This is a genomic window from Actinomadura decatromicini (assembly GCF_008121305.1).
In the GTDB taxonomy this organism is placed as follows: Bacteria; Actinomycetota; Actinomycetes; order Streptosporangiales; family Streptosporangiaceae; genus Spirillospora; species Spirillospora syzygii.
Window position 1 is genome coordinate 717,073 of sequence record NZ_VSRQ01000005.1, and the last position, 21,957, is coordinate 739,029.

The 21,957-nt window shown below is 73.2% G+C and carries 19 protein-coding genes; 15 read left to right on the forward strand and 4 right to left on the reverse strand.

All coding sequences use genetic code 11. The features are described from left to right. Positions 1-37 precede the first annotated feature (37 nt). A complete protein-coding gene (locus FXF68_RS26310; RefSeq protein ID WP_148763623.1) occupies positions 38-898 on the reverse strand; it encodes a helix-turn-helix domain-containing protein in 861 nt (286 codons plus the stop codon). Positions 899-1,138: 240 nt separating this feature from the next. Here FXF68_RS26310 and FXF68_RS26315 point away from each other — a divergent pair, with 240 nt between their 5' ends. The 11 genes from FXF68_RS26315 (at position 1,139) to FXF68_RS26365 (ending at position 13,114) form a co-directional block, all read left to right on the forward strand. Then, a complete protein-coding gene (locus tag FXF68_RS26315; RefSeq protein WP_148763625.1) occupies positions 1,139-2,638 on the forward strand; it encodes an NAD(P)H-hydrate dehydratase in 1,500 nt (499 codons plus the stop codon). A 292-nt stretch (positions 2,639-2,930) separates the two neighbouring features. After that, positions 2,931-4,058: an alanine racemase gene (gene alr / locus FXF68_RS26320; protein ID WP_148763627.1), complete on the forward strand. Its 1,128-nt coding sequence runs from the start codon at positions 2,931-2,933 to the stop codon at positions 4,056-4,058. Positions 4,059-4,069: 11 nt separating this feature from the next. Next, the gene (locus tag FXF68_RS26325; protein ID WP_148763629.1) at positions 4,070-5,248 is read left to right on the forward strand and encodes an alpha/beta fold hydrolase; all 1,179 of its coding nucleotides are present in this window, start codon (positions 4,070-4,072) and stop codon (positions 5,246-5,248) included. Next, entirely contained in the window at positions 5,245-5,715 is a 471-nt protein-coding gene (tsaE, locus tag FXF68_RS26330; RefSeq protein WP_281292233.1) for a tRNA (adenosine(37)-N6)-threonylcarbamoyltransferase complex ATPase subunit type 1 TsaE, read from the forward strand. Before FXF68_RS26325 ends, tsaE begins: the two co-directional genes overlap by 4 nt. A 103-nt stretch (positions 5,716-5,818) precedes the next feature. Continuing rightward, a complete protein-coding gene (locus FXF68_RS26335; RefSeq protein WP_148763631.1) occupies positions 5,819-6,568 on the forward strand; it encodes a hypothetical protein in 750 nt (249 codons plus the stop codon). 35 nt (positions 6,569-6,603) lie between these two features. Next, positions 6,604-7,284, forward strand: coding sequence for a tRNA (adenosine(37)-N6)-threonylcarbamoyltransferase complex dimerization subunit type 1 TsaB (gene tsaB, locus FXF68_RS26340; protein WP_148763633.1), 681 nt, complete (start codon positions 6,604-6,606; stop codon positions 7,282-7,284). A gap of 61 nt (positions 7,285-7,345) precedes the next feature. Next, positions 7,346-7,816: a ribosomal protein S18-alanine N-acetyltransferase gene (gene rimI, locus FXF68_RS26345; RefSeq protein ID WP_148763777.1), complete on the forward strand. Its 471-nt coding sequence runs from the start codon at positions 7,346-7,348 to the stop codon at positions 7,814-7,816. 43 nt (positions 7,817-7,859) lie between these two features. Beyond that, entirely contained in the window at positions 7,860-8,894 is a 1,035-nt protein-coding gene (gene tsaD / locus FXF68_RS26350; protein WP_222870088.1) for a tRNA (adenosine(37)-N6)-threonylcarbamoyltransferase complex transferase subunit TsaD, read from the forward strand. 110 nt (positions 8,895-9,004) lie between these two features. Further along, on the forward strand, positions 9,005-11,191 hold the full coding sequence (locus FXF68_RS26355) for an MMPL family transporter (RefSeq protein ID WP_148763635.1): 2,187 nt from the start codon (positions 9,005-9,007) through the stop codon (positions 11,189-11,191). A gap of 88 nt (positions 11,192-11,279) precedes the next feature. Beyond that, positions 11,280-12,434, forward strand: coding sequence for a sensor histidine kinase (locus tag FXF68_RS26360; RefSeq protein ID WP_148763637.1), 1,155 nt, complete (start codon positions 11,280-11,282; stop codon positions 12,432-12,434). Positions 12,435-12,442: 8 nt separating this feature from the next. Next, on the forward strand, positions 12,443-13,114 hold the full coding sequence (locus FXF68_RS26365) for a response regulator transcription factor (protein ID WP_148763640.1): 672 nt from the start codon (positions 12,443-12,445) through the stop codon (positions 13,112-13,114). Here the strand turns inward: FXF68_RS26365 and FXF68_RS26370 are convergent. From FXF68_RS26370 to FXF68_RS26380, 3 genes are all read right to left on the reverse strand, one after another. Next, entirely contained in the window at positions 13,111-14,046 is a 936-nt protein-coding gene (locus tag FXF68_RS26370; protein ID WP_148763642.1) for an aminoglycoside phosphotransferase family protein, read from the reverse strand. The genes FXF68_RS26365 and FXF68_RS26370 overlap by 4 nt on opposite strands. A gap of 233 nt (positions 14,047-14,279) precedes the next feature. Then, a complete protein-coding gene (locus tag FXF68_RS26375) occupies positions 14,280-15,950 on the reverse strand; it encodes an apolipoprotein A1/A4/E domain-containing protein (RefSeq protein WP_148763644.1) in 1,671 nt (556 codons plus the stop codon). A gap of 623 nt (positions 15,951-16,573) precedes the next feature. Next, complete coding sequence (locus FXF68_RS26380; RefSeq protein ID WP_148763646.1) at positions 16,574-17,803, reverse strand: class I SAM-dependent methyltransferase; 1,230 nt, start codon at positions 17,801-17,803, stop codon at positions 16,574-16,576. Between the two features lie 246 nt (positions 17,804-18,049). Here FXF68_RS26380 and groES point away from each other — a divergent pair, with 246 nt between their 5' ends. The 4 genes from groES (at position 18,050) to FXF68_RS26400 (ending at position 21,944) form a co-directional block, all read left to right on the forward strand. Beyond that, a complete protein-coding gene (gene groES, locus FXF68_RS26385) occupies positions 18,050-18,358 on the forward strand; it encodes a co-chaperone GroES (RefSeq protein WP_067629509.1) in 309 nt (102 codons plus the stop codon). An 86-nt stretch (positions 18,359-18,444) separates the two neighbouring features. Further along, positions 18,445-20,073: a chaperonin GroEL gene (groL, locus tag FXF68_RS26390; protein ID WP_148763648.1), complete on the forward strand. Its 1,629-nt coding sequence runs from the start codon at positions 18,445-18,447 to the stop codon at positions 20,071-20,073. A gap of 336 nt (positions 20,074-20,409) precedes the next feature. Then, a complete protein-coding gene (locus FXF68_RS26395) occupies positions 20,410-20,997 on the forward strand; it encodes a sigma-70 family RNA polymerase sigma factor (RefSeq protein WP_067889770.1) in 588 nt (195 codons plus the stop codon). Next, positions 20,994-21,944 (forward strand): hypothetical protein, encoded by a 951-nt coding sequence (locus FXF68_RS26400; protein ID WP_148763650.1) that lies wholly within the window; start codon positions 20,994-20,996, stop codon positions 21,942-21,944. Before FXF68_RS26395 ends, FXF68_RS26400 begins: the two co-directional genes overlap by 4 nt. Positions 21,945-21,957 lie beyond the last annotated feature (13 nt).

A 21,957-nucleotide genomic window follows, 5' to 3' on the forward strand; every position in this document is an offset into this window, starting at 1 on the left:
GTGCCTTTCACAAGGATTGAGCCCCTTTGCGGACGCCTCACCAGGCGTCTCTGGCCTCGACCATGCGCCGCCGGGATTCGGTGGTGTCCAAGGCCTGGTCCGCCAGGCTTGTATAGGCGAGCCTGTACATATACGTAACAGCCTCCTCCGCAAAGTGGCTGATCGTCAGTGATTCGGTGTGCACGATATCAGGGAAAACGATGTCGTGCACCGGTGAGAATTCCAGCAGGATAAACGATTCGGCCAACACCGAGTGCGCGACGTCCAAGGGCAGGATCTGTACCGTGACGTTCGGAAGGTCGGTCATCCGGCAGAGATAGTCGAGCTGCTCCCGCATGACCTTGCGATCGCCGATCCGGCGCTGCAGAACGGCCTCGTCGAGAACGACGGACAGTTCCAGCGGACGCGCCTGGCGGAGCAGGTCGCGACGGCGCATTCGGACGTCCAGCCTGCGTTCGAGTTCCTGCGGCGGCAGTGTCGCGAGGTCGCTCCAGCCGCCGATCACATTCCGCGCGTACTCCTCGGTCTGGAGCAGACCGGGGAACACCGTGCTGTCCCATTCCCGCACGGCCGTGGCCTCGGCCTCCAGCGCGATGAAGTCGGCGAGCTCGCTCGGCAGATCGCGATATTCCTCCCACCAGCCGCGCTGCGCCGCGTCGTGCGCCAGCGATATCAGATCCTCGCGGCGGCCGCCGTCGATCTGGTAAAGGTCGAGAAGGCGCAGCACATCGCCGATCTTCGCGCCGGTGCGCGCGTTCTCGATGCGCGACACCTTCGCGGTGGACCAGGCCAGCCGGTCGGCGACCTCGTCCCCGGTGAGCCCCCGTCGCTCGCGCATCCTGCGCAGCTCGGCGGCCAGCCGCCGCTGCCGGACGGAGGGACCTCGGGAAGTGCTCATTGGCTGGGGCCTCTCCAGTCCCGACGGACTGATCTGGGCGCATTCTGCCGCACCTGAGTGCCGCAGTGCGAATACATCGGACCGACTGTGGAAGATTCTACGACCGATGATTCTTTCGCGCACATGACACCGAAAGTTGCAGCGCAACGTGCGAATTGCGGGAGCGGCCACCGGGAGAGGCGGGTTGGACGGGACGTGTGCGTGGGACGCTGAGAGTGTGATCTACGTGGGGAGCCGCCGATGAGGTACGCGCACGAGGTCGGGAAGGTGCGGGCCGCGGAGGGGGCGCTGATGGCCCGGCTCCCGGACGGCGCCCTCATGCAGCGCGCCGCCGCCGGGCTCGCCGCGGTGTGCGCCCGGCTGCTGCCCGCCGTGTACGGGGCGCGGGTCGTCCTGCTGGTCGGCGGCGGCGACAACGGCGGGGACGCCCTCTACGCGGGGGCGCGGCTCGCCCGGCGCGGCGCCCGGGTGCGGGCCGTCCAGGCGGGCTCCAAGATCCACGAGGGCGGGCTGGCGGCGCTGCGCACGGCGGGCGGACGCCTGGTAGAGGCGCCGGACGCCGAGGCCGCCATCGCCGCCGCCGACCTGATCGTCGACGGCCTCACCGGCATCGGCGGGACCGGCGGCCTCCGCGACCCGCACGCCCGGTACGCCGCGCTCGCGTCCGGATCGCCCGGCCTCGTCGTCGCGTGCGACGTGCCGAGCGGCGTGGACGCCAGCACCGGCCGCGTCGACGGAGCCGCGGTTCAGGCCGACGTCACGGTCACCTTCGGCACGTACAAGCCGGGCCTCTTGATCGACCCGGGCGCGTCGTACTGCGGCGTGGTCGAGCTGGTCGACATCGGGCTCGGCCCCGACCTGCCCGACCCGGACGTCGTCGCCGCCCGGCCGGCGGATGTCCAGCCGCCCGAGCCCGGCCCCGAGTCCGACAAGTACCGGCGCGGCGTCGTCGGGATCATCGCGGGCGGCGACGCGTTCACCGGGGCCGCCGTGCTCAGCACCGGGGGCGCCGTCCACGGCGGCGCGGGCATGGTGCGGTTCGCGTCGGTGGCGCATCCGGTGGAGCTGGTCCGGCAGCGCTGGCCGGAGGCCGTCACCACGGTCCTGCCGCCCGGCCCGCACGAGCCGAAGGTCCTTGAGCGCGTCGGGCGCGTGCAGGCGTGGGTGGTCGGGCCCGGGCTCGGCACCGGGGACGCCGCCGAGTCGCTGGTGGAGGCCGCGCTCACGACCGACCTGCCCGTCCTCGTGGACGCCGACGGGCTCACCGTCCTCGCCCGCCGCCGCGACCTGCTGCGCCGGGCCGCCCCGACCGTCCTCACCCCGCACGCGGGGGAGCTGTCCCGGCTGGTCGACGCCGGACGCGACGACATCGAGGCCGCGCGGCTCGACCACGTCCGGCGGGCGGCGGCGGAGCTGTCGGCGACCGTTCTGCTGAAGGGGTCCACCACGCTGGTAGCGGAGGCGGACCGGCCCGTCCGCGTCAACCCGACCGGCACCCCGCGGCTCGCGACGGCGGGGACGGGCGACGTCCTGTCCGGGCTGATCGGGGCGCTGCTCGCGGGCGGCATGCCCGCCCTCGACGCCGCCGCCGCGGGCGCCTACCTGCACGGCCTGGCGGCCCGCCTCGCCTCCGCCCCCGTCCCCGGCCCGGAGAGCCCGATCAGCGCGTATGACGTGATCACAGCCCTCCCAGACGCGTTCCGTGTCTCCCAGGGAGGCGCCCCCCTGGAACCCCCGTGACGCGCGGAGGGCCGTTTCACGAGCCGCGGGCACGTCTCGTGAAACGGCCCTCCGCGCGGCGGGTCGCGCGGCCTCCGGCGCTGGGCGCCTCCGGCCGCGCGACCTATGGCTCCGGTCGGGCTCCGGGCGGGGGGGGCTCGGTGGGTGGCGCGGCGGGGTTGAACCTGGGGGCTGGTATTCGTGTCTTATTGGACGAGAGGGTCAACTTCGGCGCTCTTGGAACGGACGAACCGGCCATGAGCTGGGCGATGGTGCTCCGGGCATGGCCGCTAGGACGGCACACTTGGTGTTCATGAAGGTTCCAGCGGAGGCGCGCGTCGATCTCGGCGCCATCGCCGACAACATCCGGCTGCTGCGCGAGCGCGCGGCGGGCGCCGAGGTCATGGCCATGGTCAAGGCCGAGGCGTACGGGCACGGGCTGGCCGAGGCCGCGCGGGCGGCGCTCGCGGGCGGCGCGACCTGGCTCGGCGTCGCGAAGCTGGGCGAGGCGCTGCGGCTGCGCGACGCGGGCATCGCCGTCCGGACGCTGGCCTGCGTCGGCGTGCCCGGCGAGCCGTACGAGGAGGCCGTGGCCCGCGACGTCGACCTGATGGTCGGCGCGATGTGGACGCTCCGCGAGGTCGCCCGGGCCGCCGAGCGGGCGGGACGTCCCGCGCGGATCCATCTGAAGGCCGACACCGGCATGTCCCGGGGCGGGGCGCGCGGCGGCGACGACTGGGAGGAGCTCGTCGACGCGGCCCTGACGGAGGAGGCGCTCGGCCACGTGCGCGTGGTGGGCGTGATGTCGCACTTCGCCTGCGCGGACGAGCCCGGCCACCCGTCCATCGCGGCGCAGATCGGCGTCTTCGCCGACATGACGGATCACGCGGAGAAGGCGGGCGCGCGGTTCGAGGTCCGGCACCTGGCGAACTCGGCGGCCGCGCTGACGGTGCCGGAGGCCCGGTTCGACCTGGTCAGGCCGGGGATCGCGATCTACGGGCTGACGCCGATCCCGGGGCTCGGGACGTTCGGGCTGCGCCCCGCGATGACCTTGGTCGCGGACGCGGCGCTGGTCAAGCGCGTCCCGGCGGGCAGCGGCGTGTCGTACGGCCACACCTACACCACCGCGCGGGACACGACTCTTGCCGTGGTGCCCGTGGGGTATGGGGACGGGATACCCCGGCACGGGTCGAACCTGCTGGAGGTCCTGGCGGGCGGCCGCCGGCGGACGATCGCCGGCCGCGTCTGCATGGACCAGTTCGTCATCGACCTCGGCGACGACCCGCTGTCGGCGGGGGACGAGATCGTCCTGTTCGGCCCGGGCGACCGGGGCGAGCCGACGGCGCAGGAGTGGGCGGACGCGCTGGGAACGATCTCGTATGAGATCGTCACCCGCATCGGGTCCCGGGTACCGAGGGCGTACCCGGGAGGGGCGCTGTAGGGGGCGCGTGGATGGGCACGATCAGCAGGCGCGGGCTCGGCCTCGCGGGCGCGGTGGCGGGCGCGGGCGCGGCGGGCGTGGGCGCGGCCGTCGGGCTGCGGCACATCGCGGTCGGCCGGGTGCGGCTGCGTCCCGACCCGGACGCGGGCGAGCCGTTCGGCGAGCTGCGCGGCGAGGTCGTCCCGGTCGAGGCCGACGACGGCATTCCGCTGCACGTCGAGGTGGACGGCCCCGAGGACGCCCCCCTCACCGTCGTGTTCGGCCACGGTTACACCCTCAACCAGGACTCCTGGCACTACCAGCGCCGCGACCTGCGGGGCTCGCTGCGGATGGTCTTCTGGGACCAGCGCAGCCACGGCCGCTCCGGGCGCAGCGCCCCCGAGCGGGCGACGATCGAGCAGACCGGCGAGGACCTGCGCGCCGTGCTGGAGGCGACCGTCCCGCCGGACCGCCCGGTGGTCCTCGTCGGGCACTCCATGGGCGGCATGTCGATCATGGCGCTGGCGGACCGTCATCCCGACCTGTTCGAGCGGCAGGTGAAAGGGGTCGTGCTGGTCAACACGTCCTGCGGGGACATGGCGGAGATGACGCTCGGGCTGCCGCTGGCGCTCGCGAAGCTCGTCCGGCCGCTGGCCCCGCGGACGCTGCGCGGCCTCGGCCGCCGCGCCGAGCTGGTGGAGCGGGCCCGCGGGCTCGGCGCCGACCTCGCGTTCGTCGTGACGCGCAAGATGGCGTTCGCCGACCCGCACGTGAGCCCCACCGTCGTCGGCTTCCTGGAGGAGATGATCAGGGGGACGCCGATCGACGTGATCGCGGAGTTCTACCCGGCGCTGATCGCGCACGACAAGGAGGCGTGCCTCGGCGTCTTCGGGGCGGCGCCGACGCTGATCCTGGCCGGTGGGCAGGACAAGCTGACCCCGGCCGTCCACTCGCGCCGGATGGCCGAGGCGCTTCCGGACGCCGAGCTGGTGGAGGTGGAGGACGCCGGGCACGTCCTGCCGCTGGAGTACCCGGGCGTGGTCACGGGCGGGCTGCGGCGGCTGATCGAGGGCGTCGCCCCCGGCGCCGCGACCGCGAAGCCCGCGAAGCCGGCGAAGAGCGCGAAGCCTGCGAAGAATGTGAAGGGTGTGAAGGGCCGCCGCTCCCCGCGGAAACGGCCCCGCTACGACGAGGAGGAGCGCACCGCGTGAAGGCGACGACGGTCACCGTGCCCACGGCGGAGGCGATGCGGGAGCTCGGCGTCCGGCTCGCCGGGCTGCTGCGTCCGGGCGACCTGGTGGTGATGACGGGACATCTCGGCGCGGGCAAGACGACGCTGACCCAGGGCATCGGCGAGGGCCTGAAGGTGCGCGGCCCCGTCACCTCGCCCACGTTCGTGATCGCGCGGGTGCATCCGTCGCTCGCGGCCGGTCCGCCGCTGGTGCACGTGGACGCCTACCGGCTCGGCGGTTTCGCGGAGTTGGACGATCTCGATCTGGACGCATCTCTCGACGAATCCGTGACGATCGTGGAATGGGGAGAAGGGCTCGCCGAGGGCCTCGCCGACGACCGCCTGGAAATGATCATTTCACGCGGGGACGGACCCGGTGAAGAGCGCGAAGTAAAGATCGTCGGAGTGGGTCGCCGCTGGTCGGACCTGGATCTTCACGCGGGTTGACCCCTTCTGGCTAAACCACTTTACGGCGACATGTCGTACTCTTTGCCGGAACGAACCTCACTTTCGCGACATATCGATTTCCGCTAAGCAGGAGTGGGATCCGGTGAGTGGTAGCCATCGCAGCGGCGAGTACCGTACGGGGAGCCACCGGGTCGTCCGGGAGCGGCGGGGCGGGCGGCGGCTCGCGGCCATCCTGGGCGTCGTCGGGGTGGGCGTCGGCATCTGCGTGCTCGCGGCGTACGCCGTCCTGAGCGGCGTGGGCGCGAGCGGCGGCGACGACGCCGGGCGGGTCGTCGGCAGCGGCGCGACCGAGCGCACGCCCGCGGCCAAGGGGGAGCGGACCGCCGTCCCCGACTCCTGCGCGATCGTCGGGCAGGGCCTCGTCGACCGGCTCGCGCCGAAGGCCGAGCGCACCGAGGCCGACAACTACCAGAGCGACGACCACCAGAACCAGTGCGTGTGGGGCACCTACGCGGGCGCCGCGAAGCGGCAGCTCACCGTCGAGCTGCGCGCGATCACCGACACCGGCGGGGCCCGGACGCCCACGGACGCGGCACGGGGGACGTTCGCGTCCGAGCGGACGGCCGACGAGTCCGGCAAGGGCCTGCTCGCGGGCCAGGAGCTGGCCGAGAAGACCCGGTTGAGCGGCGTCGGCGACGAGGGCTACGTCGTCTACAGCGTGGACGACAAGCAGGGGTCCGGCGAGGCGATCGGGAACGTCCGGACCGGGAACGTCCTGATCACGATCCACTACTCCGGTTCGGACCGCGGCGACCCGCTGTCGTCGCGGGCGGCGACGGACGGGGCCGTCGAGGTCGCGAAGGCGGCCCTCCGGGGTCTCGACCAGTCGTGACGCGACCGGCCGCGCGGCCGGTAGGCTTTCAACCCGTGCTGGTCCTGGCTTTCGACACCGCTACCGCCGCGATCACCGTGGCGCTGTACGAATGGACGCCCGGCGAAGGGGCGGTCCCCCGCGCCGTGGCCGAGACCGTCGACCGCCGAAGGCACACGGAGCTGCTCACGCCATCCATCGCGAAGGTGATGGCGGTGGCGGGCGCCGCGCCGGACGACCTCAGCGCCATCGCCGTCGGGGTCGGCCCCGGCCCCTACACCGGGCTGCGCGTCGGGCTGGTCACCGCGCGGTCGATGGGGGAGGCGCTCGCCGTCCCCGTCCACGGCGTCTGCACGCTGGACGTGATCGCCTGGGCGAGCGGACGCGAGGAGCCGTTCGCCGTCGCGACGGACGCCCGCCGCAAGGAGGTCTACTGGGCGCGGTACGACTCGTGCCGCGTGCGCGCGACCGGTCCGGCGGTGGGCCCGGCGTCCGCCGTGCTGGACGGGGTTCCGGCCGGGCTGCCGGTCATCGGTGAGGGCGCCGACCTGTACCCGGACGTCCTCGGCGGTTCCGGGCACGAGCCGCTGCTGCCCTCCGCGGGCGCGCTCGCGGAGCTGACGGTCGCCCGGCTCTCCGGGCGGAAGGGCCCGGCCCTCCTGCCGCCCGAGCCGCTGTATCTCCGCAGGCCGGACGCCAGGGAGCCAGGGCCGCGGAAGAAGGTGACCCCGGTATGAGCGAAGGGCTGGCTCCCGGCGAGGTGCAGATTTGAGTCCGCGCGACGTCGTTCTGCGCGCGATGGGGCGTGCGGACCTGCCCGCCGTCCACGAGCTGGAGAAGGCGCTCTTCCCCGAGGACGCCTGGAGCACGGAGCTGCTCAACGGCGAACTCGACGAGCAGCCGCGGACGCGGCACTACGTGGTCGCGGTGGAGCCCGGCGGCGAGATCGTCGGCTACGCGGGGCTCGCCGCGGCGGGCGGGCAGGCCGACGTCCAGACGATCGGCGTCCGCGCGGACCGGCGCCGGTCCGGCGTCGGCGCGCTGCTGCTCACCGAGCTGCTGGACGAGGCGGCCCGGCGCGGCAGCGAGGCCGTCTTCCTGGAGGTCCGCGCCGACAACGACGCGGCCCGGCGGCTCTACCACCGGTTCGGGTTCGACGAGGTCGGGGTCCGCAGACGCTACTACCAGCCCGCGAACGTGGACGCGGTCGTCATGTGCCGCCAGCTCCGCGAGCGTCCGCCGATGGGTTTCAACAAGGAGGCGCTGTGACCGCCGCGACGCGGAGGCGCCTCCCGCTGGAAGGTGGGAACACGTGATTCCGGACGAGCCGCTGGTGCTCGGCATCGAGACGTCCTGCGACGAGACCGGTGTCGGCATCGTGCGCGGGCACACGCTGCTGGCCGACGCGATCGCGTCCAGCGTGGAGGAGCACGCCAGGTTCGGCGGGGTGGTGCCGGAGGTGGCGTCCCGCGCGCACCTGGAGGCGATGGGGCCGACGATCGAGCGGGCCCTCGCCGACGCCGGGGTGGCGTTCACCGACGTCGACGCGTTCGCGGTGACGGCCGGGCCCGGCCTGCCGGGCGCGCTGATGGTGGGCGTGGCCGCCGCGAAGGCGTACGCGCTGTCGCTCGGCAAGCCGCTGTACGGCGTGAACCACCTGGCCGCGCACGTGTGCGTCGACCAGCTCGAACACGGGCCGCTGCCGAAGCCGTGCGTGGCGCTGCTGGTGTCGGGCGGGCACTCGTCGCTGCTGCTCGTCCCGGACGTGGCGGGCGACGTCCGGCCGCTCGGCGCGACCGTGGACGACGCGGCGGGCGAGGCGTTCGACAAGGTCGCCCGCGTCCTCGGGCTCGGGTTCCCGGGCGGGCCGATCATCGACCGGTCGGCCCGCGACGGCGACCCGGCCGCGATCCCGTTCCCGCGCGGCAAGTACGACGACGGCACCTACGACTTCTCGTTCTCGGGTCTGAAGACGGCGGTGGCGCGCTGGGTCGAGGCTCGGGAGCGGGCGGGCGAGGCGGTCCCGATCGCGGACGTGGCGGCGTCCTTCCAGGAGGCCGTGGTGGACGTCCTCACCCGCAAGGCCCTCAAGGTCTGCAAGGACAACGGCGTCCACGACCTGCTGATCGGCGGCGGGGTGGCGGCGAACTCGCGGCTGCGGGCGCTGGCCAAGGAGCGCTGCGACGCGGCGGGGGTGCGGCTGCGCGTCCCGCGCCCGAAGCTGTGCACCGACAACGGCGCGATGGTCGCCGCGCTCGGCGCCGAACTGGTGGCCACCGGGGCGGCTCCGTCCGACCTCGAACTTCCGGCGGACTCGAGCCTCCCCATCGAGTCCATCACCCTCTGAGCCTCGTACTGGGAATTCAGTAGTCCGAATGCCTTGACGGGCACGACGACGCGGCAGGGGGTCTCCGGAAAGCCTGGTGTGGTTCCCGACACCAGTTACGGAGACCCTCCATGGCGACTTTCTTGTACCGGCTTGGGCGCGGAGCCTTCAGATGGCGCCGCTGGGTGGTGCTGCTGTGGCTCGCCGCCCTGGCCGCCGCGTTCGTCGGCGCGCAGAGCGCGGGCAAGGCCCCGTCCGACTCGTTCTCGATGCCGGGGATCGAGTCGCAGCGGGCGTTCGACCACGTCAGCGAGAAGTTCCCGGGCGCGGCGGCGGACGGGGCGGACGCCCGGGTCGTCTTCACCGCCCCGCCGGGGCGGAAGATCACTGGGAACCGCGCGCCGATCGACGCGCTGGTGGCCAGGGTGGCGAGGGGCCCGCAGGTCGCCGGCGTGGAGAGCCCCTTCGAGGAGGGGGCGGTGAGCGAGGACGGGTCGACGGCGTTCGCCACGGTCGCCTACAGGGTGACGACCGACGACCTCACCGAGGCGAGCAGGGACGCGCTGCGGGACGCCGTCGAGCAGGCCCGGGGGACGGGCCTCACGGTCGAGGTCGGCGGGTCGGCGCTGGAGGCCGACCCGGCGGGCGGGGCCGGCGAGATCCTCGGCATCGGCGTCGCCGCCGTGGTCCTGCTGATCACCTTCGGGTCGCTGGCCGCCGCCGGGCTGTCGCTGGTCACCGCGATCATCGGGGTGTTCGTCAGCCTCATGTCGATCACCGCGCTGCAGAACGTGTTCGACCTGTCCCCGTCGACGGGCGAGCTGGCCATGATGCTCGGGGTGGCGGTCGCCATCGACTACGCCCTGTTCGTGGTGTCCCGCTACCGGGAGGAGCGCGGCAGGGGCCACGAGCCCGGGGAGGCGGCCGGGCTCGCCGCGGGCACCGCCGGGACCGCCGTCGTGTTCGCCGGGCTCACCGTCGTCATCGCGCTGATCGGGCTGTCGGTGGTCGGCGTCCCGATGCTGACCAGGATCGGGATGGGCGCGGCGGGCGCGGTCGCCGTCGCCGTGCTGGTCGCGTTGACGCTGGTCCCGGCGCTGCTCGGGTTCCTGCCGGACTCCGTCCTCGCGCGCCGTGTCCGCAGGGGGCGGGGTGCCGGACGAGGCGAGGGGCTCGGGGCGCGCTGGGCGCGGTTCGTCGTGCGGCGGCCGGTGCCGGTGCTGCTCGTCGCGGTCGCCGTGCTGGGCGCTCTGGCGGCGCCGTCGCTGAACATGCGGCTCGGCATGCCGGGGGACGAGGCCAAACCCACGTCCACCAGCGAGCGGCGCGCCTACGACGCGCTCGCGAAGGGCTTCGGCCCCGGATTCAACGGGCCGCTGACCGTCGTCGTGGACGCGGAAGACGCCCGCGACCCGAAGGCCGCCGCCGCGACGATCGGCGCGAGGCTCGCCGCGACCGAGGGCGTCGTGTCGGTCTCCCCGCCCCAGTTCGACAAGGCGGGGACGACCGCCGTGCTGACCGCGACGCCCGCCACGGCGCCCACCGCCCAGGAGACGAAGGACCTCGTCCGGGACATCCGGGCCGGGCGCCCCGCGATCGAGTCCGCCGCCGGCGCGACCTTCGAGGTCACCGGCACCACGGCGCTGAACATCGACGTCGGCGCGAAGATGCAGAAGGCGCTGCTCCCCTACCTCGCGACGATCGTGGGGCTGGCGTTCCTGCTCCTGCTGCTGGTGTTCCGCTCGGTGCTGGTGCCGCTCAAGGCCGCGCTCGGCTACCTGCTGTCGGTCGGCGCGGCGTTCGGCGCGCTCGTCACGGTGTTCCAGAACGGGCACGGGGCCGGGATCTTCGGCGTCGACCAGCCCGGACCGGTCATGAGCATCCTGCCGATCTTCCTGGTCGGGATCAGCTTCGGGCTGGCCATGGACTACCAGGTCTTCCTGGTCTCGCGGATGCGGGAGGCGCACGTCCACGGGGAGGCGCCGGGCCGGGCCGTCGTCACCGGGTTCCGGCACAGCGGCCGGGTCGTGGCGGCCGCCTCACTGATCATGATGGCGGTGTTCAGCGGGTTCATGACCGGCGCCGGAATGATGATCAAGATGGTCGGCTTCGGCCTCGCCGCCGCCGTCCTGTTCGACGCCGTCGTCGTGCGGATGGTGATCGTGCCCGCCGTCCTCGCCCTGCTCGGCGGCCGGGCCTGGTGGCTGCCGGGCTGGCTCGACCGGCTGCTGCCGCGCGTTGACGTGGAGGGCGAGTCGCTGCATGACCGGGTGCCGCCGCGCACGGCCGTCCCCGAGAAGCGGACCGCGCGCGTCTGACGCTCGGCGGTGGGGGCCGTCCCTCGTGGACGGCCCCCACCGCTCCGTGCCCCACCATGGGGAGTACAGGAATCCGGGAGACGACCTCATGACCACGAGTTGGCGGCGGTTCGCCGACCAGCATCCCCGCGTCGCCGAGGCGGGCCTCCTGCTGCTCGTGTACGTGATCACCATCGGGCAGTACCTCGACACCGCCACGGGCTGGTGGCCCGGGACGCTCCCCGCGACCGCCGCCTGCCTCTCCCTGGTGTGGCGCAACCGCCACCCGGGCGCCGTCGCCTCGTTCGTCGTCTTCTGCACGGTCGTCACCGGCGGCACGGGCTATCCGATCAGCCACAAGTACATGCTTCCGCTGGTCGTCGCGTTCTGCGCGCTGGGCGTCCGCGCTCCCGAGCGGGTCGCGCGCGTGTACGGCGTGATCGCCATCGTGGCGTTCGCCGTCGCGGCGCAGCGGGCCGTCGAGGACGACCAGGCCCAGAAGGTCGCGACGTTCGCCCCCGCGTTCTGGGTCATCGTGGCGCTCGTCTCCGGCGCGGCCGTCCGGGGCAGGCGGGCCTACCTGGACGCCGTCCACGCCCGCGCCGAGCACGCCGAACGCACCCGCGAGGAGGAGGCCAGGCACCGGGTCGCGGAGGAGCGCGTCCGCATCGCGCGGGAACTGCACGACGTCGTCGCCCACCACATGGCCCTCGCCAACGCGCAGGCGGGCACCGCCGCGCACATCGTCCGCACCGACCCGGAGCAGGCCGGGGAGATCCTCGGCGAGCTGAGCCGCACCACCGCCGCCGCGCTCCGCGAGCTCCAGGCGGCCGTCGGCCTGCTGCGCCGATCCGGCGATCCCGAGTCGCTGGAGCCGTCCCCCGGCCTCGGGCGGCTGGACGAGATGGTCTCCGCGTTCGACTCGGCCGGGCTCCACGCCACCGTCACGGTCGACGGAGAGCGGCGGCCGCTCTCACCCGGCGTCGACCTGGCCGCGTTCCGCATCGTGCAGGAGGCGCTCACCAACGTCGCCAAGCACGCCGGTGCGGACACCGCCGAGGTGACGCTCTCGTACGACGCCGACACGCTCACCGTCACGGTCAGCGACGACGGCGGCGCCGGGCCCGGTCCGGCGGCCTCCGGCGGCGGGTTCGGCCTGATCGGCATGCGGGAGCGCGCCCAGTCGGCCGGGGGACGCCTCCGGGCGGGCCGCCGTCCCGAAGGCGGCTTCGCCGTCACAGCCGAACTGCCCATCCATTCTTGAGGAACCCGATGACCATCCGCGTCCTGCTCGCCGACGATCAGACCCTGCTGCGGGCGACCTTCCGGATCCTGATCGACTCGTCCGACGACATGGCGGTCGTCGGCGAGGCCGCGGACGGCGGGCAGGCCGTCGAGCTGGCGCGCGTCCACCGTCCCGACGTCGTCGTCATGGACATCCGCATGCCGGGCTCGGACGGCCTCGCCGCGACCGAGGCGATCTGCGCCGACCCGGACCTCGCGTCCACCCGCGTCCTGATCCTCACCACGTTCCAGACGGACGAGCACGTCGCCCGCGCGCTGCGCGCCGGGGCCAGCGGGTTCCTCGGCAAGGACGTCTCCGCGGACGGCCTGCTCGCCGGGATCCGCACGGTCGCCGCCGGCGACGCGCTGCTGTCCGGCGCGGCGACCCGCTCGCTGATCGGCCGGTTCCTCGCCGCGCCGGAGCCCGGCGCGGGCCTCGGGTCGCCGGACGAGGTCGCCGCCCTCACCGCGCGCGAACGCGAGGTGACGCTGCTCGTCGCGGACGGGAAGTCCGACGCGGAGATCGCCGCGGAGCTGTTCATCAGTCCGCTGACCGCGCGCACCCACGTCCAGCGCGCCAAGATGAAGCTCGGCGCCCGCGATCGCGCGCAGCTCGTCGTCATCGCCTACCAGACGGGCCTCGCGCGCGCTCGGCGCTAGGAGTGGGCGAGGAGGTTGGAGAGGTAGTCCTCGTAGAGGGGGACGTGGGCCTCGTCCATGACGCGGTCGCCGTCCTCCGGGAGGAGGTCGAGGACGCTGCGGACGTCCCAGTACGGGTCGTGCGGGTGGCCGCCGGAGACCTGGTCGAACGCGGCGAGGAAGCGGTCGGCGACGGACGTGCCGTAGCGCAGGGCGAGGCCGCGGCGCATGCGGGCGATGTCGACGGCGATGGGCCCGGACGAGGCGTCCGACCAGTCGACGACGCCGGTCAGCTTGCCGTAGGACCAGAGCGTGTTGTCGGCGTGGTAGTCGCGGTGGATGAACCGGGCGGGCGCCTCCGGCGCGGGCCGGGACGCGATCTCGAAGGCGCGCTCCCACAGCCGCGGGCGGAGCGCGTGCCGCGGCGGGACGCGGGCGTCGAGCCGGTTGTGCGGGACGTAGGGCGGCATCGTGGCCGCGCCGTTCAGCGCGTGCACCGCGAGCAGCGCGGCGGCGAGCTGGATGAGGTATTCGGGCAGGTCGTCCGGGGACGGCCGGGGCGGGTGCCCGCCCAGCCGGGTGATCAGCAGCGCGGGGACGTCGCAGTAGGCGCCCGCCGGGTCGGCCGCGACGAGGGCCGGGGTCGGGATCTCGCACCCGGCGAGCAGCGCCAGCGCGGCGATCTCGCGTTCCGGGGAGAACTCGGAGCCGTGCCGCCGCGCGGGCGCGGGCTCGCGGGCCGTCCAGCGGCGCAGCACGAGCCGGTGCGCCTCGCCGGAGCGGCTCTTCACGAGCAGCGCGTGGTTGGCGTGCGCGGCGCCGCCCGCGAGCGGCCGCACCATGCGGACCTCGGCGCCCCGGCCCAGACACTCCTCGACCCAGCGCAGCGTGCTGCGTCCGGGTGGAGCGCCGGTCGGCAGGCAGGGAGCCGGTGTATGCGTCACCTGATCCATGAAAACGGATTCCGAAGGGTATTGGGAGTGATTTTGCGAAGACGGAACGTAACAAATTGCACGTCATCGCGGTGCCGTGACGGAGTACTTTCGGCGGTCTCACCAGATTGCCGGACAAACGTCGCGGATCCCGGTGGGTATCGACGGCACGGATTCCGTGGTCCCGGTGACGCGCGTCCGGGCGGAGCCGCCTGAGCGGCCCCGCCCCGATCGTCGCGCCGGGCTCCGGCCGGTCAGTCCTTGGTGTCGCGGCGGGGCCGCAGGAGCGCCTCGGCGAGCGCGAGCATCGTCTCCTCCAGGTTGGACAGGCGCTTCAACACGTCCTCGTGCACCGCGTTGACCTGCTTCGACACGTCGTCGTGGACGCCGTCGACCTTGCGGCCGACCTCGTCCTCGACGTGCGAGACCCGCTTGGCGAACTCGGCCTGGGCGGCGTCGGCGCGGCGGCCCGCGTCGTCCTGCATGCCCTCCACGCGGCGCGCGAAGTCCTCCTGGACGCCGCCGACCTGGCGGGCCACGTCCTCCTGCATGGCGCCGACCTGCTTCGCGACGTCCTCGTGGATGACGCCGACCTGCCGGGTGACGTCGGCGTGGATGTCGCCGATCCGCTTGCCGACCGTGTCGTGGACGCCGCCGACCTGCCGCGTCACCTCCTGGTGCACCGACTCGACCTGCTTCGCGACGTCGGCGTGCACCGACTCGACGCTGCGGGACACGAGGTCGACCTGCGCGGTGAACTCCTCCAGCGCGCCGTCGATCCGCGTCGCGACCTGCTCGTGGATGCCCTCGATCCGCTTGCGGACGTCGTCGTGCACGTCCTCGAAGCGGCGGGAGAACTCGTCCATGCGGCGCGCGACGTCGCTGTAGGCGGACTCGGCGATCTCCGACATCGTGGCCTTGACCTCGTCGCGGTCCGGCCGGGTGCGCAGCTCCTCGATCAGCGGGTCGACGGCGTCGGCGAGGTGCTTCTCCAGGGCGTCGAACCGGTCGCCGTAGTCGGCCGCCGGGCGCCGCGCCAGCTCGCCGAGCAGCCGGTGCAGCTCCGCGATCTCCAGGGTGGCGGGGAGCCGGTTGATCCGCTCGGTGACGCCGTCGAGCCGGCCGTCGATGCCCTCGAACCTGCCGTCCAGGCCGTCGAGCTTGCCGGACACGCCTTCGAGGCGTCCGTCGACGCCGTCGAGCCGTCCGTCCAGGCCGTCGAGGCGGCCGCCGACGCCCTCGACGCGCCCGCCGATCGCGTCGAGGCCCTGCTCCATCCGCTCGGCCATCTCGCCGAGCGCCTGGTCGACCCGGGCCGTCACGCCGTTCACGGAGTGTTCGAGCCGCTCGGAGCGGTGGCCGAGCTCGGCGAGCGACTTGTCGAGCCGGTTGAAGCGGACCGACGCGGCCTCCATGCTGCCCTGGAGCTTGTCGAGCCGCTTCGTCATCTCGTCCATGCGCGCGGACGCCTGCTGGGTGGCGTCCGTGATCGCCTGCGCGGAGTCGAGGACGGCCTGGATCCGGGTGAGCCCCTCGTCGACGTTCTCGGCGACGACGCCGACGTCGGCCCACAGCGCGGGCAGCTCGGCGACGGGCTTGACCCGCTCGCCGAACGTCTCGATGTGCTCGGCGAGCCCCTCCGCCCACTCGGGGGGTTTGCCGACCATCTCGTCCACCTGCCCGCGGACGGTGTCGACCTGGCCCCGGACGGTGTCGAGCTGCCCGGTCAGCCCGGTCAGCTCCCGCTCCCGGACCTCGCGCAGCAGCCACTCCATGCCTTCGAGCCGCTGGCGGATCTCGTCCAGGACCTGGCCCTGTGAGCGCTGTTCATAGACGTGGTCCTGCGCCGCCCGGGCGAGCAACTCCCGCATCCGATCCGAGACCGGTTGACCCCCCGTCTGCAGGAAGTTGTGATTCGTTTCCACCCGACGCTCCTTCGTGTGCCGGCGCGACGAATTGACGCACGGCAATGAATCTGGAGAGGCCACTGTAGTGCGTGCGGAGGGCGCCGATAACGGCTAGCAGAGAACATTGTGAGTTCAGTGGAATGCGCCTGTTATCCGGCAGAGGCGGTTGGTGAGTCTTGGTGATGGATCAGCCTTATTCCCGCTTCGCGGCTATTGCGGTGATTGATGGGGTTATGTCCCTAGATGGGGGGTGGACGGGACGGCCCCTCGACGGCGATCTATCCGTACATCTCGTCCAACGTCGGTCGTTCGCGGGGCGCCGGGGGATGCGCGCGGCCGGGCGGGCGTCGGCGGGCGGAGCCGCCGCGCGGCGGGTCCCGGCCATTTTCGGCGGCGCATTCGGGGACGCCGGAGTCCCGCCGCTGAACCTGCCTTGGTGTTTCCCGCTCCGGCCGATCCCGGCGCGCCGATTCCCGGGCCCGGCGGACGCCTTGCCCGCCGCCCGCAATCACCGGCGAACACAATGCCGAAAAGGCCGAGGATTTGCCCGCGCATGGCGCGTCGCCCGGCCCCGCTTGGCGTGCTCCGGCCGCGGGGAGATCTTTGGACTTGATCGGCGCCCGGCCGCCGCTCCGGGCGGGTCAGCCCGGCGGCGCCTGCGCCGCCGGGCGCGCCAGGAGCGCGACCGGGTCGCGCCCGACCCGCGTGACCACCAGCGTCAGCTCGGCCGCGCCGTGGCCGGGACGCCGCCCGCCGAAGCCCAGGTCGCGGCGCAGGCGGTCGACGTCCACCGCCGACCCGCGCTTCTTCACCGTGAGCACGCCGACCTCGCGGCGGCGCAGCTCCGCGCGCAGCCGCTTGACCGAGAAGGGCAGCACGTCCTCGATCTCGTACGCGGATGCGAAAGGTGTGGGGCGCAGCGCGTCGGACGTGATGTACGCGATGTGCGGATCGGCTAGCCCGCCGTCCACCGACTCGGCGACTTCGCCTACGAGATGGGCGCGAATGACGGCTCCGTCTGGCTCGTACAGATAACGGCCCCAATCGCGTACGTCGGGGACGTCCTGTCCAGACGGAGTCAGCGTCCACACCTGTGGATCGACGTCGGACGTGAGCAGCGTGGCTCGGCGCCCCACGTCCCCGGCCAGTTCGCCCAGCCACAGGGCCGCCTCCTTGACGTCGCCCCCGACCGACACCCATTCCGCTTCGGCGCCGTCCGGGACGGCCTCGTGCGGTATCCCCGGAGCGACCTTCACGCAGGCCGCCCTCACCCGCCCGGCCTTTTCCAGGACGGCGTCCAAGGGCGGCTCATAGGAACGCGGGTCGAAGACCCTGCCCCGCGCAGTGCGACGTCCGGGGTCGGCGAACACGGCGTCGTATCCGTCCGGGTCTTCCTTGGTCGCATCCCCCACGCGGACGGACGCGAGACCGTCCAACCCCAGCGCGGACACGTTCGCCCTTGCGACCTCAGCCGTCAGCGGGTCGATTTCCACACCTTCGCCTGGGAGACCGTCCCGTGCCCGTGCGATGAGGTCCGCGCCTATGCCGCACCCCAACTCCAGGACGCGCGCCCCAGGAAGACGGTCGGCGAACCGCCGCGCACGGTGCGAGGCCACGCTCGCGCGGGTCGACTGCTCCAGTCCGGTCTGGGTGAAGTACATGCGGTCGGCGTCCGCGCCGAACTTGACCCGCGCGCGCTGACGCAGCCGCACCTGGGTCAGCGCGGCGGCCACGAGCGCGGGGTCGTGCCGCTCGCGCAGCCGGGACGCCGTCGCGAGGAGGCCGCCCTCGCTCACGTCCGCCCCGGCGGCCTCCGCGAGGACCGCCCGGCCGGACGGCCCGCGCAGGGCCGCGAACAACGCGATGTCCATGCGCCGAAGTTAGCGGCCGGTGAACGCGCAGGAACGGCTGACGTGTGGGTCCGTGTCCATGTTGACGGGTTACCGGGCACGGAATAGTCTCCATGACTGGCACTCTCCATACGAGAGTGCCAATACAGCGACGAAGGTCGGTCTGGCACCCGCGACGGCAGGCCGGTCCAGGGTCGCCTCTTCTGTCACATGTGCTGGCCGGCCCGATGTGGTCGGCCGAGGACCAATCGAAGGGGAGGTCAGATCGTGACGACCGCCACCAAGGTTGTTCTCAAGCCGCTTGAGGACCGTATCGTCGTCCAGCCGCTTGAGGCCGAGACCACCACCGCTTCCGGCCTGGTGATCCCGGACACCGCGAAGGAGAAGCCCCAGGAGGGCACCGTCATCGCGGTGGGCCCGGGCCGAGTCGACGACAAGGGCGAGCGCGTCCCGGTCGACGTCAAGGTCGGCGAGGTCGTGCTCTACAGCAAGTACGGCGGCACCGAGGTCAAGTACAACAACGAGGAGTACCTCGTCCTCTCGGCCCGCGACGTGCTCGCGGTCATCGAGAAGTAATCACCGAGAACGTGATGCACCCGCCCCGGTCGGCGCCGCCTTCGGCGGGGCTGCCGGGGCGGATCGCGTGAAAGAGGAGTATCCGCATGGCGAAGATCCTGGAGTTCGAGGAGGACGCTCGCCGGGCTCTTGAGCGCGGCGTCAACGCTCTCGCGGACGCCGTCAAGGTGACGATCGGCCCGCGCGGCCGCAACGTCGTCATCGACAAGAAGTTCGGCGCGCCGACGATCACCAACGACGGCGTCACGATCGCCCGCGAGGTGGAGCTGGAGGACCCGTACGAGAACCTCGGGGCCCAGCTCGCCAAGGAAGTGGCGACCAAGACCAACGACATCGCGGGCGACGGCACCACCACGGCGACCGTCCTCGCGCAGGCGCTGGTCCGGGAGGGCACCCGCAACGTGGCGGCGGGCGCGTCCCCGCTCGCGCTGAAGCGCGGCATCGACGCCGCCGCCCAGTACGTGTCCGACCAGCTCCTCAAGTCGGCCCGCGAGGTCGAGGAGAAGGGCGAGATCGCGCACGTCGCGACCATCTCCGCGCAGGACCCGAAGATCGGCGAGCTGATCGCCGAGGCGTTCGAGAAGGTCGGCAAGGACGGCGTCATCACCGTCGAGGAGGCCCACACCATGGGCCTCGAGCTGGAGTTCACCGAGGGCCTCCAGTTCGACAAGGGCTACCTGTCGCCGCACATGGTGACCGACGCCGAGCGCATGGAGGCCGTCCTGGAGGACGCCTACGTCCTCATCGTCGACGGCAAGATCTCCAACGTGCAGGAGTTCCTGCCGCTGGCCGAGAAGGTCGCCCAGACGAAGAAGCCGCTGCTCGTCGTGGCCGAGGACGTCGAGGGCGAGGCCCTCGCGCTGCTCGTCGCGAACAAGATCCGCGGCACCTTCCTGTCCGTCGCCGTCAAGGCGCCGGGCTTCGGCGACCGCCGCAAGGCGATGCTCGGCGACATGGCCACCCTCACCGGCGGCCAGGTCGTCAGCGAGGCGATCGGCCTCAAGCTCGACTCCATCGGGCTGGACGACCTCGGCCGCGCCCGCCGCATCACCGTCGACAAGGACGCCACCACCATCGTCGACGGCGAGGGCTCCGCCGACGACGTCAGCGCCCGGATCAACCAGATCAAGGTCGAGATCGAGAACTCCGACTCCGACTGGGACCGGGAGAAGCTGCAGGAGCGCCTCGCCAAGCTGGCCGGGGGCGTCTGCGTGCTGCGCGTCGGCGCCGCCACCGAGGTGGAGCTGAAGGAGAAGAAGCACCGCCTGGAGGACGCCATCTCGGCGACCCGCGCGGCCATCGAGGAGGGCATCGTCTCCGGCGGCGGCAGCGCGCTCGTGCACGTCGCCAAGGAGGGCTTCGAGACGCTCGGGCTGTCCGGCGACGAGGCCACCGGCGCGGAGGCCGTCCGCAAGGCGCTCGCCGAGCCGCTGCGCTGGATCGCCGAGAACGCCGGCCAGGAGGGCTACGTCGTCGTCTCCAAGGTGCAGGCGCTGAAGCCGGGCAACGGCTACAACGCCGCCACCGACGAGTACGGCGACCTGGTCGCCCAGGGCGTCATCGACCCGGTTAAGGTGACCCGCTCCGCGGTGACCAACGCCGCCTCGATCGCGGGCATGCTCCTCACCACCGAGGCGCTCGTGGTCGACAAGCCGGAGGAGGAAGAGGCCACCGCCGGCGGCGGTCACGGACACGGCCACGGGCACGGCCACTGATCCGCTTCTGATCGCCCCGCCGGGCGCGGGCGAGCGGCTCGCCCCGCCTGGTGATCATCGACAGGCCCCCGTCCCATGGACGGGGGCCTCGTCATTTCTGTGGGCGACCTGTGGATAACCGGGCACGGGGCGCAGCGGACAGACCGCGATGCGTAGTATCCCCAGGGTTCGTCCAGCACTGTGACCATTCTGTTGTACTCGGCGGTGGAGACACGCCCGGGACTGCTGGGCATCATGCTTGACGTGACCGAGGGAAGCTACGCCGGGACCATGACCGCGCGCACTGCCGAACCCTCGGGAGGGCTCGCCCCTCCAGCCCACGACACCGGCCGTGGGATTCGGGTGCTGCGCGCGGCGAAGGCCGCCGACGGCGATCTCAGGGAATTGACCAACCTCGCCGTCCAGGGCGACCCGGGGGCCATCGAGGCGCTCATCGGCGAAGTGCGGCCGATGATCGTCCGGTACTGCCGGGCCCGGCTCGGCCGGGTCTCCGGGCAGTACCACATCGCGGACGACGTGGCCCAGGAGGTCTGCATCGCCGTCCTGTCCGCCCTGCCCCGCTACCGGGACATGGGGCGGCCGTTCGCGTCCTTCGTCTTCGGCATCGCCGCCCACAAGATCGCGGACGCGCTGCGCAGCGCCGTCCGCGCGGCCGTGCCCACCGAGGACCTCCCGGACGGGCCGGACGACCGGCCCGGGCCGGAGGAGACGGTCGTCCGCTACATCGAGGCGCAGCGCGCCCGCGACCTGCTCACCCGCCTGCCCGAGCACCAGCGCGAACTCGTGCTGCTCCGGGTGGTGGCGGGCCTGTCCGCCGAGGAGACGGGGAACGTCCTCGGCATGTCCGCGGGGGCGGTACGGGTCGCGCAGCACCGGGCCCTCGCCCGGCTCCGGGCCATGGCCAGAGAGGAGTCGATCGCTTGACGGAGCGAGGCCCCCGAACCGGCTCAGGGGGCGCCCCGGGTCCGGCCGGGCCCTCGACCTCCGGCGGCCCCCCGGGCGCGGCGACACTCCCCACCGCCGACCTCAGCGCGGTACGGCGCAGCGACGCGATCATCGAGTCCCTGGCGGCGTGGCGGCTCACCGTCCCGTCGGCGACGGTTCCTGAAGCGCCCTCACCTGCGGAGACGTCCGAATCCCCGAGCCCGTGCGGTGCTTCGGCCCCGGCGCCGCTGGAGCCCGCGGGTGCCGCGGGCGCCGCGGCGGAGCGCTCCGGGAGCGAGTGCGGGCGAGGACGGCAGGCCGACGAGCGGGGACGGCAGGCCGACGAGCCCGATCCCGCCGTGCGGCTGCTGCGGGCGCTGATCATCGACGTGGACGACCAGGGCTCGGAGTCCGAGCCCGCGCCGCCGCCGCCGTCCGGTCCCGGGACGGGGCCGCGGCGGCGCGGCCCCCGCACGATCGTGGCGCTCGGCGTCGCCGGGGCCGTCCTCGCGGGCAGCGGGGTCGCGGCGGCGGGCGGCGCGGCCGCCGACCACCCCGCCGCGTCGTCGTCGCAGGCCCCGCGCGTGACCGGGGTCGCCGACGGGGCGGAGAAGCAGGCCGGCGGCGACATCGAGGCCGTGGCCGAGCGGCGGCGGCCCCCGGTCGTCCGCCCCCTGCCGGAACGGCCCGCGACGCGCAAGCCGGCGCGGGAGTACGACCCGATCAGGACGCGCCCGCGGTACCCGTTCCCGGACCGTCCGCGCTTCCGCCGTCCGGCCGACGACGACCGTCCCCCGCCCCTCGGGACCTTCCCGATGCGCGGTTCGGACGACCCGTACCCCGGCGGCAACGGCTGGCCCGGCTTCGCCGACCCGAACGAACGTCCCCAGAAGCGCTTCGACCAGTACCGCGACCCTTACTCGGACCCGTACTCCGGCCGCGACTGACCTCCGCCCCGGC

What these genes read in the sequence shown, in the direction of transcription:
- FXF68_RS26370 (WP_148763642.1), bottom strand. Translation starts at nt 14,046, where the DNA reads ATGGATCAGGTGACGCATACACCGGCTCCCTGCCTGCCGACCGGCGCT.
- alr (WP_148763627.1), top strand. Translation starts at nt 2,931, where the DNA reads ATGAAGGTTCCAGCGGAGGCGCGCGTCGATCTCGGCGCCATCGCCGAC.
- FXF68_RS26380 (WP_148763646.1), bottom strand. Translation starts at nt 17,803, where the DNA reads ATGGACATCGCGTTGTTCGCGGCCCTGCGCGGGCCGTCCGGCCGGGCG.
- groL (WP_148763648.1), top strand. Translation starts at nt 18,445, where the DNA reads ATGGCGAAGATCCTGGAGTTCGAGGAGGACGCTCGCCGGGCTCTTGAG.
- FXF68_RS26355 (WP_148763635.1), top strand. Translation starts at nt 9,005, where the DNA reads ATGGCGACTTTCTTGTACCGGCTTGGGCGCGGAGCCTTCAGATGGCGC.
- FXF68_RS26310 (WP_148763623.1), bottom strand. Translation starts at nt 898, where the DNA reads ATGAGCACTTCCCGAGGTCCCTCCGTCCGGCAGCGGCGGCTGGCCGCC.
- rimI (WP_148763777.1), top strand. Translation starts at nt 7,346, where the DNA reads ATGGGGCGTGCGGACCTGCCCGCCGTCCACGAGCTGGAGAAGGCGCTC.
- FXF68_RS26360 (WP_148763637.1), top strand. Translation starts at nt 11,280, where the DNA reads ATGACCACGAGTTGGCGGCGGTTCGCCGACCAGCATCCCCGCGTCGCC.
- FXF68_RS26315 (WP_148763625.1), top strand. Translation starts at nt 1,139, where the DNA reads ATGAGGTACGCGCACGAGGTCGGGAAGGTGCGGGCCGCGGAGGGGGCG.
- FXF68_RS26325 (WP_148763629.1), top strand. Translation starts at nt 4,070, where the DNA reads ATGGGCACGATCAGCAGGCGCGGGCTCGGCCTCGCGGGCGCGGTGGCG.
- FXF68_RS26365 (WP_148763640.1), top strand. Translation starts at nt 12,443, where the DNA reads ATGACCATCCGCGTCCTGCTCGCCGACGATCAGACCCTGCTGCGGGCG.